12 protein-coding genes are annotated in these 14,165 nt (G+C 64.0%); 8 read left to right on the forward strand and 4 right to left on the reverse strand.

The window, feature by feature from the left end:
- The 3 genes from V6M39_RS11095 to V6M39_RS11105 all read left to right on the forward strand — a co-directional run.
- On the forward strand, positions 1–638 hold a 638-nt coding region (locus tag V6M39_RS11095), incomplete at its 5' end, for a hypothetical protein (RefSeq protein WP_332643879.1).
- A gap of 77 nt (positions 639–715) precedes the next feature.
- Positions 716–1,456, forward strand: a complete 741-nt coding sequence (locus V6M39_RS11100; protein WP_332643880.1) for a DUF5819 family protein — start codon at positions 716–718, stop codon at positions 1,454–1,456.
- Between the two features lies 1 nt (position 1,457).
- Positions 1,458–2,537 (forward strand): HTTM domain-containing protein, encoded by a 1,080-nt coding sequence (locus V6M39_RS11105; protein ID WP_332643881.1) that lies wholly within the window; start codon positions 1,458–1,460, stop codon positions 2,535–2,537.
- 7 nt (positions 2,538–2,544) lie between these two features.
- Here V6M39_RS11105 and V6M39_RS11110 read toward each other — a convergent pair whose 3' ends face one another.
- On the reverse strand, positions 2,545–3,765 hold the full coding sequence (locus tag V6M39_RS11110) for an MFS transporter (protein WP_332643882.1): 1,221 nt from the start codon (positions 3,763–3,765) through the stop codon (positions 2,545–2,547).
- Between the two features lie 49 nt (positions 3,766–3,814).
- Complete coding sequence (locus V6M39_RS11115) at positions 3,815–5,764, reverse strand: M13 family metallopeptidase (protein ID WP_332643883.1); 1,950 nt, start codon at positions 5,762–5,764, stop codon at positions 3,815–3,817.
- 17 nt (positions 5,765–5,781) lie between these two features.
- Between V6M39_RS11115 and V6M39_RS11120 the strand changes: the two genes are divergently transcribed.
- Together V6M39_RS11120 and V6M39_RS11125 are read left to right on the forward strand one after the other, a co-directional pair.
- Positions 5,782–6,624: a siderophore-interacting protein gene (locus V6M39_RS11120; protein WP_332643884.1), complete on the forward strand. Its 843-nt coding sequence runs from the start codon at positions 5,782–5,784 to the stop codon at positions 6,622–6,624.
- A 29-nt stretch (positions 6,625–6,653) separates the two neighbouring features.
- Positions 6,654–8,078 carry a bifunctional cytidylyltransferase/SDR family oxidoreductase gene (locus V6M39_RS11125; RefSeq protein ID WP_332643885.1) on the forward strand — a complete coding sequence of 475 codons (1,425 nt, stop codon included), beginning with the start codon at positions 6,654–6,656 and terminating at the stop codon, positions 8,076–8,078.
- Here the strand turns inward: V6M39_RS11125 and V6M39_RS11130 are convergent.
- Positions 8,075–9,328, reverse strand: coding sequence for a DUF6716 putative glycosyltransferase (locus tag V6M39_RS11130; protein ID WP_332643907.1), 1,254 nt, complete (start codon positions 9,326–9,328; stop codon positions 8,075–8,077). The two genes, V6M39_RS11125 and V6M39_RS11130, sit on opposite strands and share 4 nt — an antisense overlap.
- 248 nt (positions 9,329–9,576) lie before the next feature.
- Between V6M39_RS11130 and V6M39_RS11135 the strand changes: the two genes are divergently transcribed.
- Genes V6M39_RS11135 through V6M39_RS11145 form a run of 3 tightly spaced genes read left to right on the forward strand, consistent with a single transcriptional unit; the run spans position 9,577 to position 12,993 of the window.
- On the forward strand, positions 9,577–10,794 hold the full coding sequence (locus tag V6M39_RS11135) for an acylneuraminate cytidylyltransferase (protein ID WP_332643886.1): 1,218 nt from the start codon (positions 9,577–9,579) through the stop codon (positions 10,792–10,794).
- 2 nt (positions 10,795–10,796) lie between these two features.
- Complete coding sequence (locus V6M39_RS11140; protein WP_332643887.1) at positions 10,797–11,684, forward strand: N-acetylneuraminate synthase family protein; 888 nt, start codon at positions 10,797–10,799, stop codon at positions 11,682–11,684.
- Between the two features lie 19 nt (positions 11,685–11,703).
- A complete protein-coding gene (locus V6M39_RS11145; protein WP_332643888.1) occupies positions 11,704–12,993 on the forward strand; it encodes a DUF6716 putative glycosyltransferase in 1,290 nt (429 codons plus the stop codon).
- A gap of 13 nt (positions 12,994–13,006) precedes the next feature.
- Here the strand turns inward: V6M39_RS11145 and V6M39_RS11150 are convergent, their stop codons facing one another.
- A complete protein-coding gene (locus tag V6M39_RS11150; RefSeq protein WP_332643889.1) occupies positions 13,007–14,128 on the reverse strand; it encodes a CDP-glycerol glycerophosphotransferase family protein in 1,122 nt (373 codons plus the stop codon).
- Positions 14,129–14,165 lie beyond the last annotated feature (37 nt).

Raw genomic sequence — 14,165 nt, forward strand, 5'->3', positions numbered from 1 at the left:
TGATCACCTCTGATGCCGCGAACAACGCTGCGCAGCAGATCGCCACTGACCTCGTGCAGGGCATCATCGACACGACGACCGGCATCCCGGGAATCGGCACCCTGCTCGACGCCGCTGACCTCCTGCTTGCAGGTGTCAGGGACACCATCATCGGTGAGCTGGTCGACGCTCTCGAGGAGCCTCTCCTCAACCCGATCGGCGAGCTCATCGAGCCGATCGTGTCGGGAACTGTCAACGTGCAGACGCCCGTCTCGCCTGCAGCTGATGAGATCGATGTCACCGGCCTCAGCCTTGAGGTGCTCGGCGAAGCCAACACGCTCAACCTCGCGCGTGTCCACTGTGGCCCCAACTCTGTTGCTGCCGCAGCAGACGAGGACGCTCCGGCCGACCAGGATGTCGACCAGGATGTTGACGTTGATGTCGACCAGGATGTTGACGTTGATGTCGATGCCGATGTCGATGCCGATGCCGACGCTGACGCTGCGGCCGATGCTGACAGCCAGGCTGACGCTGACGTGACCACGACGCTCCCGGCAACGGGATCGCCCAACCTGCTTCCGTTCTGGATGCTGGGTCTCGGACTGCTGCTCTTCGGTGCAACTGTCCTGCTGAACGAAAAGCGTCGCCTTCAGATCTGATAGCAACGCCTGACACGGCTGCCGGTGGCCCTTAGGGGTCACCGGCAGCCGTGCGTCTACGCCCTAGGATGGAGCCCATGCCCGACGTCCACGAACCCGTGCGTCCGTGGCAACGGCGATTGGTCACCGGACTGGCACTTCTCGTGGCGATCCACTCGGCACTGCTGATGCTCTGGTTGGCACCGTCCAGCCCAATCCGCGATCTCGTCGGTTCTCGCAACCTGGCGTCGTACGTCGATCCGTACTTCCAGCAGGACGTCGACACGGTCGATCCGAGCGTTCAGTTCGTCGACGAGTCCTTTCTGGTTCGGGTGCTCGTCAAGGACGGGAAAGCGAAGGCGAAACCCACCGATTGGGTGGACTTGACCCAGGAGGATGTGCGCGACGTGCGGTTCAACCCCAACCCCGCTCGCGTACACCTGATCGCGCGGCGACTGGCGACCAACCTCAATCGGTCGATGTTCGCCCTCGAACCTGAACAAAGGAAGATCGTGCGTGAGTCCAAGGCGAGCGACTCGACGTCTGCCCGCGCAGCCGCACTCAACAAGGCGGGCGACAATCCGGCGGTCGTGCAGAACTACATGGCTTACGACCAGATGGCAACGCAGTTCGCGTCTCTGTATGCAACCTCGAAATGGGAGGGCACCATCGTTCAGCTGCAGTTCAAGGTCGGCCGACGAAGCGTCCCCGAGTTCTCGAAGCGAAACGACACCAAAATCGAAGATGTCGACTACCTGTGGTTCAGCTTTGGGTGGCGACCACGCTTCCGTGGCTCGGTTGAAGCGCAGACTCCCTTCGACAAGTACGTGAGGGGCTGACATGGTCCGCGACTTCATGTGGAACCAGATCGACTCGGTGGCTGTGGCGCGCGAGCGTGTCGAGAACTGGGTCATGCAGGAGAAGCACGCCCTGTACGGAGCTGCAGCGTGTCGCATCGGCACTGGCGCAGCTGTGCTGGGCTTGCTGGCCGCAAACTTCACGACACGCGACCTCTGGGTCGGCCAGGCATCCATCTGGGCCGAGCCCGCGCGTGCCATCAGCCGTTTCCCGGAGCTGGCGGTTCTGAAGGACGTCAGCTCCGACATCCTGACCGTGGCATACGTCGTGACAATGCTTGCCGCGTTGGCATTCATTCTCGGCTGGCGGACGAAAGCAGCGAACGTTGTCACCTTCGTCGGCTTCATTGCGATCGTCGGGCAGAACCCCGTCGTCGGCGGTGAGGGGGACAACCTGGTCCGGCTGACGCTTCTGTGGCTGCTCCTGATGCGAACCGCCGACCGTTGGTCGCTCGACGCTCGACGACGATCTCGCCGCGAGCGCAGCAGCGTCAGTGACGACGCCCTGCCGACGTGGCTGTCGACGAGTCTGCACAACCTTGCTTTGGTCGCGTTGGCTGTCCAGACGATCCTCGTCTACTCAGCAGCTGGCCTCGACAAGATCGCCCAGACGTCGTGGCAGCACGGCACCGCGCTCTATTACACGATGCAGCTGCCCGAGTACCGCCCGTTCCCGTGGCTGTCAGACCTGTTGAGCTCGAGCACGATTGTGCTCGCGGTCATCACCTACACCGTGCTGTTCGTTCAGCTCTTCTTTGCGCCGCTTCTGCTCAATCCCAGCTCGCGCCGGATCGTGCTCACGCTGGCCATCACGGTCAACATCATCTTCGCCGTGCTCTTTGCCGCACCGTGGTCGTCAGCAGCTGTGATCTCGGTGACGTGCCTCTTTGCTTCAGACGAAGCGTTTGAGCGGATTGATGAGTGGATGCGCGACCGGTTCGGTCCGATTGGCGACTGGCTCTCATTGCGTTTCGGCGGCGTGGCCGACGCCATCGACGCGGTACTGCACCGTACGGTCTACCCAGTCACAGACTGGATCCGTTTCACCATCTTCCGCCGCTAGGGCGTGTCTAGCCGATCCGTGCGGCGACTCTGCGCCCGGAGAGCACCAGGGCGATGACAGGGACCGTCAGCACGGCTGCGGCTGCGTTGAGGGTGCCGAAGCCACTCGTGGCGACCACGACGCCGGCCAATAGGCCTCCGAACGCTCCTGCGAGGTTCATCGACAGGTCTGAGAAGCCCTGCACGAGCGGACGTATGGGCACTTCCAGCGACGCGCTGAGCATCGCGGCGCCCGCGATGACCGAGGCAGACCAGCCGACGCCGAGTAGCGTCAGGCCGACCATGATCTGGCTCTCGGAGTGCCCTGAGGTCCCAGCGACGAATGTCGCGAGCAGCAGGATCGACTGACCGAGCAGGATCGTGCGCTCGGCGCCCCAGCGATCGCTCAGCCACCCCATCAGGGGCGATAGGGCGAACATTCCGGCGATGTGGAGGCTGATCGTCAGGCCGATGATGTTGAGCGATGAACCGTGGTCCTGCATGTGCACCGGAGTCAGCGCCATGACTGACACCATCACGGCATGGGATGCGGCAATCGCCAGGATTGCCGTGAGCGCGCGCCCGCGTACGTGGGGGAGTGCGGCGCGTACGCCTCGTGCCGCGGGGCCGGCGTCGGCGGCTCGGATCAGCGGATCCGGCCGTAGCAGTACGAAGGTCATGAGGCCCGAGATGGCGAACCCGACCGCCGAGAACAGCATCGGCCCGGCGAGGTCAGGTATGCCGACCTGGTCGGCCACGGCAGCGCCGGGGCCGGTGAGGTTTGGACCGATGACAGCGCCGACCGTCGTCGACCACACGACCAACGAGAGGGCCCGGCCAATCTGACCAGGTTCAGCGCGGTCGACGGCCGCAAATCGGGACTGCAGGTTGGCCGCTGTGCTGGCGCCGAACAGCACGAGCCCGAGCAGCACGATCGCCAATGAGTCCGCCTGGGCGCCGAGGACGGTCACTGCTGCTCCGCTGGCACCACAGAGCCAGCCGAGGGAAAGGGCGGGCCGCCGGCCCTTACGAGCGGCGATCGACGCCATCGGGATCGTGAACGCCGCAGCACCGAGCGTGAGCATCACGACAGCCATGCCGGACCACCCGGATGAGCCGCTGACATCCTTGACTAGGAGGGCGCCGACGGCGAGGCCGGCCCCGTTGCCGATTCCGCCGATGACTTGCACAGCAGACAGCACGGAGACGATGCGCTTCTGCGCGGGGTCGACGGTCGTTGGATCACTCACGAGAGCAACTTAGCGGTTGCTCTCCGTCCCGCGGAGCAAGCGCCGCGACTCACCAGATGACTACGCGGTCCTCAGGCTCGAGCCACGCGGCGTCGCCGGCCGTGACACCGAAGGCGTCGTAGAACGCATCGATGTTGCGTACGACCTGGTTGCAACGGAACTCTGGCGGCGAGTGGGGATCGACAGTGAGGCGGCGTACGGTCTCCGCCGGGCGAACCTTGGACTGCCAGGCCTGTGCCCACGAGATGAAGAATCGCTGGTCGGGCGTGTAGCCATCGATCGATTCGTCCGGTCCGTCAGACTGGGCGATCTTGAACGCCTTGTAGGCGATACCGAGGCCGCCAAGGTCGCCGATGTTCTCGCCGATCGTCAGAGAGCCGTTGACGTTCTTGCCCTCGGCACCCTCGGGTGAGAGGGCGTCGTACTGGGCGATCAGGGCGGACGTGAGCTGCTCGAACGCGGCACGGTCCTCGTCGGTCCACCAGTTGTTGAGTGCGCCGGTGCCGTCGTAGTGCGAGCCCTGGTCATCGAAACCGTGACCGATCTCATGGCCGATGACCGCGCCGATGGCCCCGTAGTTGACCGCATCGTCGGCTTCGGCGTGGAAGAAGGGCGGCTGCAGGATTGCGGCAGGGAAGACGATCTCGTTCATCGTGGGGTTGTAGTAGGCGTTGACGGTCTGCGGCGTCATGTACCACTCGTCGCGGTCGATCGGGGATCCGATCTTGGCCAGCTCCCTGTCCGTAGCGACGGCGAGAGCACGGCGGGCGTTGCCCAGCAGATCGTCCGGCGCGGTCTCCAGCGCTGCGTAGTCACGGAAGTTCTCCGGGTGACCGATCTTGGGGTCGAACGAGTTGAGCTTGTCGTGAGCCCGCTTCTTGGTCTCGTCACTCATCCATGGCAGCGCTGTGATGCTGGAGCGGTAGGCCTCGATGAGGTTGTCGATCAGCTCGGTCATCCGTTCCTTCGAAGCAGGCGGGAACTCGGTACGTACGTAGATGCGTCCAACGGCCTCACCCATGGCGCCTTCGACGAAGCCGACGCCACGCTTCCAGCGCGGTCGCAGCTCATCGGTGCCGCTGAGGGTCCGGCCGTAGAACTCGAAGTTGGCGTTGACGAACGCCGACGAGAGGTAGGGGGATCCGCTGCGGACGACTTGCCAGCGGAGCCAGTCCTTCCATGACTCGAGCTCACTCTCGACGAGAAGAGTCTCGAGGCCCTCGAGGAATGACGGCTGGCCGATGACGACTTCGGCAATCACCGGGTCCGGGACTTTCGCGCCAGCAGACCAGGAAGCCCAGTCGAAGGTCGGCGCCAGCGCCTGGAGATCGACCCGACTGACCAGGTTGTACGTCTTTTGGGCGTCACGGCAGGCGACGCGATCCCAGTGATGGCTCGCCAACCTGGTCTCGAGGTCCATGATCCGCGCAGCACGGTCGACCGCATCGCTGAGTCCGGCGAGACCGAGAATCGTGGTGACATGGCCGACGTAGGCCGTACGGATGTCGGCCGTGGCGTCCTCGCGGTAGTAGGACTCGTCCGGGAGTCCGATTCCGCCCTGGTTGAGGTGCGTGATGTAGCGCTCCGGATTGCCGCTGTCAGGACCGATGTACATACCGAACACGCTGGCGACGCCCTGGCGATCGAGCACTCCAAGTGTGGAAATGAACCCGGCAATATCGGTGATGGCCTCGACCTGGGCGAGCTCGGGCTCCAGAGGAGTGGCGCCGAGCTCCTCGGCGCGCGCCTCGTCCATGAAGCTCGCGTACAGGTCGCCGATCTTGCGCTGCTCCTCGTCCTGAGGCGCCTTGCTAGCCGTCTCGATGATCTCGCGGACCTTGGCCTCCGCTTCATCGACCAGCACCACGAACGCGCCGGCGGTGGCTCGGTCGGGCTTGATCTGCTCGGTGCGCAGCCAAGGACCGTTTACGTAGCGAAACAGGTCATCCTGAGCGCGGATCTCGGGGTCGAATTGAGTCGTGTCGATGCCGTGGGTCACGCCAGTAGGCTACACACGTGAGCAAGACCCACCCCGCGCGAATGACCGTCATCCGGACCCAACAGTTGACCCCCTCGTTGCTCCGTGTGGTCTTCGGTGGCGATGGCTTCGACGACTTCGCCCAACGCGACCTCGCGCTCAACGGTGGGGCGTTCACCGACAAGTACTGCAAGCTCGTCTTCCTCGCCGATGGCTTCGACTACCCGGAGCCGCTCAACCTTGAAGAGGTGCGCGAGACGATGCCTCAGGATGCGTGGCCGGTGCTGCGCACCTACACGATCAGCTGGGTCGATCACGACGCTCGCGAGCTTGCCGTTGATTTCGTGATTCATGGGGACGAGGGTTTCGCGGGGCCCTGGGCGAGCGCTGCACAGCCTGGCGACGAGCTGCACTTGCGCGGCCCGAGCGGAGCGTACGCACCGGACCCGACGGCTGATTGGCACCTGTTCGTCGGAGACGAGGCGGCTCTGCCGGCGATCACCTCCGCACTCGAGACGCTTCAACCAGGAGCGCAGGCAGTCGCATTCCTCGAGGTCGATGGGCCCGACCATGAGCTCGCTCTCGCGACCGCTGCAGACCTCGAGGTGCATTGGCTGCATCGCGGCAGCGCGCTCCCCGGTACGACGACTTTGCTCGATGACGCCGTGAGGGCATGGCAGTGGCGACCAGGCCGTCCACACGTATTCGTGCATGGGGAATCAGCGCTGCTCAAGAGCGTGCGCCCCTACGTGCTCACCGAGCGCGAGGTGCCTCGTGCGGACGCCTCGATCTCCGGCTACTGGCGACGCGGTACGACCGAGGAGGGCTTCCGGGTCTGGAAGTCGCAGCAGACCGAAGCCGTGATCCGGCCGGGTGCCTGAGCAAGCCTCCTAGCCGGTAACCTCGTGTGGTGACTGAACTGCGAAATGTGGCCGTGATCCTTGCCGGTGGCACCGGTACGCGGGTGGGCCTCTCGATCCCCAAACAGCTCATCAAGATCGCCGGCAAGACGATCATCGAGCACACCATCGCAGCGTTCGAGGCATCGTCCGTGATCGACGAGATCGTCGTGCTGATGGCTCCGGGTCACCTTGATCCCGTACGCGCGATCGTGGATGCCGGAGGCTACACAAAGGTCACCCAGATCGTCGAAGGCGGCGTCACCCGCAACGACTCCACCAGCCGCGCGCTTGAGGCTCTCGGCACCGATGAGTGCAACGTCCTCTTTCACGACGCCGTGCGCCCGCTCGTCTCGCAGACAATCATCACCGACTGCGTCGAGGCTCTCGGCACGCACGAGGCCGTCGACACCGCCATTCCGTCCGCTGACACAATCGTGCAGGTACGGCCTGAGCCAGGTGCCGACGGACATGACGTCATCGAGGATGTCCTTCAGCGTTCGCTGCTCCGCCGCGGTCAGACCCCGCAGGCGTTCCGCCTCTCGGTGATCCGCAAGGCGTACGAGCTGGCCTGGAAGGATCCCGACTTCACGGCGACCGACGACTGCACTGTCGTGCTGCGCTACCTGCCCGAGGTGCCCATCGCGGTCGTGCTGGGCCACGAGCGCAACATGAAGGTCACCGAGCCGATCGACGTGTACATCGCCGACAAGCTCTTCCAGCTGCACTCGGCAGATGCGCCCGACCAGCTCAGCGACGACGAATACCGCAAAGCCCTCGAGGGCAAGACGATGGTCGTGTTCGGCGGCTCGTATGGGATCGGTGGCGACATCGCCGAGCTCGCTCGCGGCTTCGGTGCCACGGTGCACTCGTTCTCACGCTCGACGACCAATACGCACGTCGATCGCCGCGATGACATTGCCGCAGCAGCGCAGACCGTGCTCAAGGAGACCGACTCGATCGACTTCGTGGTCAACACGGCGGGCGTGCTGCCGATCGGCGATCTGGCCGATACGACTGAAGAGACGATCTTCGCCGCAACTGAGATCAACTACCTCGCGCCGATCTTCATCGCGCAGGAGTTCTATCCGCATCTGGCTGCCGCGAACGGTTCGCTGCTGCTGTTCACGTCGTCGTCCTACACGCGCGGCCGCAAGGGCTACTCGCTCTACAGCTCGGCCAAGGCAGCTGTCGTCAACCTCACGCAAGCTCTCGCTGACGAGTGGGCGGGTGAGGTGCGCGTCAACTGCATCAACCCCGAACGTACGGGCACGCCGATGCGCACCAAGGCATTCGGCGACGAGCCCGAAGGCACCTTGCTGAGCTCGATGGAAGTCGCTCGTCAGTCGATCGACATCCTTCTCGCACATCAGACGGGGCACATCATCGACATCCGCCGCGAAGACGGACCTGCAGCCATCGGTGGCGGAAGCTAGCGCCTGCGGAGGGCTTGCACAGCACGCACTAGCACCGGTGGGAACCATAGGTTGGCTAAGTGTGACGCTGTGCCGATCAGGACGCCGTGCTTGCGAACGCGTCGTCCCCAAGCCTTGGCGCGCCACGTCGGCTTGTAGGAGTCCTCGACATCGCTCAGCTGAGTTGTACTTCGAAAGTATGGGCTGGCCCATACGCCGCGTGACGGGCGCTCGTCGTCCGCCAGCAGCTTTGCGACGCGATCGACGATGATCTGGTTGGCGTTGCCCTCTCGGCCCGAGAAATAGCCTCGTACCCAGGCTGGATCCGGCACGCCGATCTCGTCGTTGACAATCTGATCGAATGTTCGCAGCATCCCGCTGTCCATGAAGACATGGTTGCCGTGTCGTTCGTGAACGCCGAGGTCGAGCACGAGAGCCACTCGACAACCGTGATCAATCGCTTCGAGGCATGCAGTCGACGAGAGCGTCAGCAGCAGGTCGACATGGGGCAGCGATTGGCTGATGGCCGTGTAGTCGATGCGGAAGTTTGGCGGGGTAGGCACTCCGGCCAGCACGTCCTCGGGGTGGTGCAGCATCGTGTGGAAGGTGTCTTCGCCAATGCGATGTCGGGGCTTGAGGAGCACCTCGCGATCCGGGTGGACCAGGGCATAGTCGATCAGGCGTTGATAGACGTGTCGCCGCTCGTGGAAGGAGCGGGGGACCGTGGGTTGGTCGGCGAACAGGACCGTACGAATGGGGCCGTCGCGTGCGGGACGGGGTGAGCTGGAAACAAAAGGTAGCCCGGCGAGGACAAGGTTGTCGTCAGGGATGCTGAGGCGGGCGGCGACGTCCTTGAAGTTGGCCAGGTCGTGCGCTGAGTTGACCGCCACGACATCGGTTCCACAACGGTCAAGGTAGCCCGCCGTCAGTTTCTCGATGATGATGCCGACCCATCCGGACACGATCACCGGGCCGGGGCCGCCGATGTCGGCCAACTCTCGGCTCAGATCGATCGTGAGGCGCTGGGTGGCAGGCCCGGCAAGGGCGCTGACGACGACGTCGCTGTGCCGCGCAGCAGTCACGAGTTCGTCCCACGTCATCCTCTCGATCGAGCCAAACCCAGCGTCGGCGATTTGCTGAGGCGACAGTGCGTTGCGGGTGTCCGGTGTCACAGTGCGGCATTCGAATCCGTGCGAAGTGAGCTCGGAACGAATACCGGCACACCACTTGAGCTGCGAGTCAAAGGACGCGATGAGCAGGGCGGTGGGCATGGTGGACACCCCGGAACCATATCCACGATTTGGCGCTGATTGGTCCCGACTGGTGGTTGCGCGCCCACTGTTTGCCGAGGGTTTGCCGACGGTCTGTCGCCACGTTGCCCGAAGCCTCACGAGGGGTCTCAATGACGGCTGACGTTTGTTGTGCGGCGGGGTTTCGTTCACCGTCTGGATGCGCGGGAACCCTAGCGTCTTTGGCATGAGGCGAGACCGACGCGACCACCGGGAAGCCGGGTGATCGTATGAGGCGCGGAACCGCGGAGAGTGGCACCGTCCGTGTGTGTGCTGTGATTCCGGCCCGAGGCGGATCCAAGGGACTGCCTCGCAAGAACCTGCGCCTGCTGGGTGGTCAGACGCTCATTGAGCGCGCCGTCCGCTCCGTTGCTGACGCTGTGGATCTGGTCGTCGTGTCGACAGATGACCTCGATATCGCGGCGGTGGCACGGCAGCAGGGTGTGATGGTCGTCGGGCGTCCGGCAGAGCTTGCCGGTGATACGGCTTCCTCGGAGTCGGCGCTGCTTCATGCGCTCGAACAGCTTGCAGGCGACGGCATTCGACCGGAGGTGCTCGTGTTCGTGCAGGCGACGAGCCCGTTCATCCACACGACGGATGTCGCCCGCGCAGTCGAAGCTGTGGAGTCCGGTGCGGCCGATGTCGCCTTCAGTGTCGCTTCCAGCCATACGCACCTTTGGTGTGAGGGGCCCGAGGGCGCCGAGGCCGTCAACCACGACATGACACAGAGGCAACGCCGACAGGATCGTCGTCCAGAGTTCGTCGAAACGGGCGCGTTCTACGCAATGAACACCGAGAGATTTGTCGAGCACGGTCATCGCTTCTTCGGACATGTACGTCTGATCCATGTGGATCCGTTCGACGCCCTTGAGATCGACGACGAGCACGACCTGCGTCGTGCAGAGCTGATCGAGCAGCAACGGGCAACGATGAGCCCCATCGTGACCATTCCCGCTCGGGCGGTCGTCACGGACTTTGACGGAGTCCACACCAACGACTCGGTGGTCGTCGATCAGCGCGGAGTCGAATCTGTATCCGTGAGTCGCTCTGACGGGATGGGGGTGGCTCGCCTGCGTCGCGCGGGTATCCCGTTCCTCATCCTGTCGACCGAGACGAATGATGTTGTGACGGCGCGGGCCGCCAAGCTCGGCGTCGACGTCGTGTCCGGCTGTGACGACAAGCTCGCGGCTCTCCAAGCTTGGGCCGAAAGCCGCCACCTCGACCTCGCTGACATCGCCTACCTCGGCAACGACATCAACGACGTCGAATGCCTGCGGGCCGTCGGGTGGGGCGTCGCGGTGGCGGACGCCCGTGCCGAGGCGATTAACGCTTCATCTCATGTTCTTCGCCGCCCTGGTGGCAGCGGCGCGGTTCGGGAGCTCGCTGATCGCGTGCTGGCCGGATCAGTTGTATCCGAGAACCACCTATCACCCACACGAAGGGCTTGACCATGGCTGCACACGTCCAGATCGGCAACGAGACCATCGGCCTCGGCCACCCGACATATGTGATCGGCGAGATCGGCATCAACCACAACGGCGACGTCGGTGTCGCCAAGAAGCTCATCGATGTCGCGGCTCTTGCCGGCGCCCAGGCGGTCAAGTTCCAGAAGCGTACGCCCGCGATCTCGACGCCCGCCGACATGAAGGACACTCGGCGCGAAACCCCCTGGGGAGAGATGAGCTATCTCGAGTATCGCTACCGCGTTGAGTTCGAGCGTGAGCAGTACACCGAGATCGCAGCGCACGCCGCCCGCCAGGGTGTCGACTGGTTCGCCTCGCCATGGGATGTCCCCTCTGTCGGATTTCTGGAGAGCATGGGCGTCGCGACGCACAAAGTTGCCTCGGCATCCGTGACAGACCTCCCGCTGCTGCGTGAGCTCGCTCTGACGGGCAAGCCGATCATTCTCTCCACAGGTATGAGCACGATGGAGCAGATTGACGCTGCGGTCGGCATCCTCGGAACCGAGCGGCTGGTCATACTCCACGCGACGTCGACCTATCCACTGCCTGCGGAGGAAGCCAACCTCAACATGATCCCGGTGCTGTCGGCGCGCTACCGGGTTCCGGTGGGCTATTCCGGCCACGAGCGCGGGCTACAGATCTCCATCGCCGCGGTTGCCTTGGGCGCGTGTGTCGTGGAGCGACACATCACCCTTGATCGCGCCATGTGGGGATCTGATCAGGCCGCGAGCCTTGAGCCACACGGGTTCATGAGCCTGGTGCGCGATATCCGCATCACCAACCAGGCCATGGGCGACGGAACCAAGCGCATCATGGCTGGTGAGCATGCCCAGATGAAGCGTCTGCGACGACCGAACCCGGTCGGTCAGGCGTGAGGCCGTCGATCGGATCGACATGACGGGCCTCCCACGCGTACTTCTGGTCACGGACTCAGATTCCTACGTCAAATGGGGTGCCGCACTGGCGCACCAGATCCCGAAGGACTGGGGTCTGCGTCTGGTGGTCGCGAAAGGCAACGCTGAGCCGAGTCCGCGCCAACTTGCGGAGGCCATTGAGGGAACCCGGTTCGAGGGACGCATTCTCGAGCGAGTCGGCTTGGACGACATGCAGAACGTGCTGGACACGTGGCGCCCCGATGTCGTGGTCGCGGCGTGTCGGGGCTGGGCCGTCGATGCCTTGGTTCGGCTCATTCCGAACGTTCCGGGCCGACCGGTACTCGTGAGTGGTCTTGCCGGCATCGCTGTGCCAGTGCTTTCGTACGGGCTGGGCTTCAGGCGGGCTGTTGACGTATTCATCACCCACAGCCGACGCGAGCTGCGCGAGTTCACTGAGGCAAGCGCGCGATTGGGCATCCCGCATCGTTACGAGTTGGCCACGGTGCCGTTCATCTCGACGGCGCCGCGCGTCGAAGACCATGACTCGATGACTGACACTGGGCGCCCACCGAAGCGCGACCGCATCATTTTTGCGGCGCAGGCCATGGTGCCGGAGTCGAGGCGTGACCGTATGTGGCTGGTGCGCCGTCTCATCGAGATTGCTAAGGCATCGCCGGATCTCAAGATCGTGATCAAGGTTCGAGCCCGTGACGGTGAGCCACAGACGCACGTCGAGCACTTCTCGTACGAGTCGCTGCTGGACGACTTGGTCGCGGCCGGCGAGGTTCTGCCCGTGAACCTGGTCGTCGAGAGCGGGGCGATGAGTCGCCACCTATCGAGGGCCGTCGGATTCGTGACTGTCAGTTCGACGGCGATCTTGGAGTCAATAGCCGAGGACGTCCCCTGCCTTGCCTTGTCTGACTTCGGCGTGGGTGGTGCCCAGATCAACGTCGTCCTGGAAGGCAGCGGACTTCTGGGGACATCTGATGACCTCGTCGACGGCGCCTTCCGACACCCTGACCCGGAATGGCTCGAGGACAACTACTTTCACGATCCGGCGGAGAACACCTGGCTTGTGGCGCTCGAGTCGCTGCTCGAGCAGCGCGATCGCCAGGGACTCACGCCGTATGTCGAGTTGCCTCCCACTGTCATCAACCGCGCGAAGTCGATGTTGTACCGACATTTAGCTTTCGCGCCGGATCGCCACGATGCTCGTGCCATCGCTGAGCGATCGTTCTTGGCGGTGGCGTTGTGGATCAATCGCAAGCGTTGGGCCGTCCTTCACGCCGTTCGGGGCCTTCGCTTCTGACCTCGCCGCGTAGCTAGGGACCGGTGGCGCCGGTGATCTGCTTCTCGGCCCACTCGCGATCGCGCAACTCGATCGCGTCCTTGCAGGCCTTGACGAAGTTCTTGGTCGCCACGCCGGGCTTCGGATTGCCCAGGTAGTACGTGATGAGCTTTTTGCGCAGCGCCTTGGTCGGATCCTTCGTCAGCTGCTCCTCGACCTCTGCTGCGATGTCGTCCTTGGCCGACAGCTGAGGAACGATGATCATCAGCCGGCTGGGGGGATAGGGCACCGATGGTGTGGTCACCAGCATTGGCTTGCCGGTCGGCAGCCAGTTGAGCGTCACTGCGGAAACGTCGGTGATCAGCAGGTCAGCGTCGGCGAACGACTTCTCGAGCGGAACGTCAGTGTCGATGCGCTCGGCCAACAGGCGTACGACCTTGTCTGCTTCGGCATAAGACTGACGGATGACGCCGTTGAGCGGGTGTGGGCGATAGATCACCCGGTAGTGGCCGACAAGGGACTGCATGATCCTCTCGCCATGGGTCTCGAGCGATCCGTAGGACACGGATGGCTGCGACGCCTCCCATGTCGGCGCGTAGAGGACGGTCTGGCGGCCATCGGGCGACGGCTCGCCCTCGAACTTCTCGGCCGCGTCGAGCTGCGGCTGGCCGATCAGCACGCTGCGAGCCTCCGCGTCGTACGACATGACGGCTGAGAGCGTACGGTCGAGCGCGGCCTGACCGGCCAGGAAGCAGAAGTCGTACGCCTTGACCTGGTTGGACACTGATACGCCTTTGTCGCTGTCGCCGTGTCCGAGGTAGACGTGCACCATCGAGCTGAAGCGGAGCGCCTCGAAGTTGAGGGGGTCGTGGTTGACGTACAGCGCGAGCTTGATCCCGCTCAGCGCGAGTATGTCGTCGAGCTGGCCGTAGCTGGCCAGGGTGACGCAGTCGAATTCAGCTTCCTTGCGGACGACGTTCGCCGTACGTGAGTCCTTGAAGACGCAGATGATGGGGTGCGTCGCGTTGAGTGCCTTGAGCGCGTGGAACCAGGGGCGCAGCTGGTAGAGGCTGTCCTTGGTCGTCGGGAAGTAGACCATGACCTGCTGGGAGAACGGCTTGCCGAGGCGGTCCTCGTCGGTGACCTTGTCGGGCATACCGACGGGCAAGAAGCGTGAGCGACGCAAGCGCCTG

This window comes from Aeromicrobium sp. (assembly GCF_036675695.1).
Taxonomy (GTDB): Bacteria; Actinomycetota; Actinomycetes; order Propionibacteriales; family Nocardioidaceae; genus Aeromicrobium.

Excerpts from the sequence above, each read along its gene's own strand:
- V6M39_RS11105 (WP_332643881.1), top strand. The coding sequence starts at position 1,458 with ATGGTCCGCGACTTCATGTGGAACCAGATCGACTCGGTGGCTGTGGCG.
- V6M39_RS11150 (WP_332643889.1), bottom strand. The coding sequence starts at position 14,128 with ATGCCCGACAAGGTCACCGACGAGGACCGCCTCGGCAAGCCGTTCTCC.
- V6M39_RS11130 (WP_332643907.1), bottom strand. The coding sequence starts at position 9,328 with ATGCCCACCGCCCTGCTCATCGCGTCCTTTGACTCGCAGCTCAAGTGG.
- V6M39_RS11135 (WP_332643886.1), top strand. The coding sequence starts at position 9,577 with ATGAGGCGCGGAACCGCGGAGAGTGGCACCGTCCGTGTGTGTGCTGTG.
- V6M39_RS11145 (WP_332643888.1), top strand. The coding sequence starts at position 11,704 with ATGACGGGCCTCCCACGCGTACTTCTGGTCACGGACTCAGATTCCTAC.
- V6M39_RS11100 (WP_332643880.1), top strand. The coding sequence starts at position 716 with ATGCCCGACGTCCACGAACCCGTGCGTCCGTGGCAACGGCGATTGGTC.
- V6M39_RS11140 (WP_332643887.1), top strand. The coding sequence starts at position 10,797 with ATGGCTGCACACGTCCAGATCGGCAACGAGACCATCGGCCTCGGCCAC.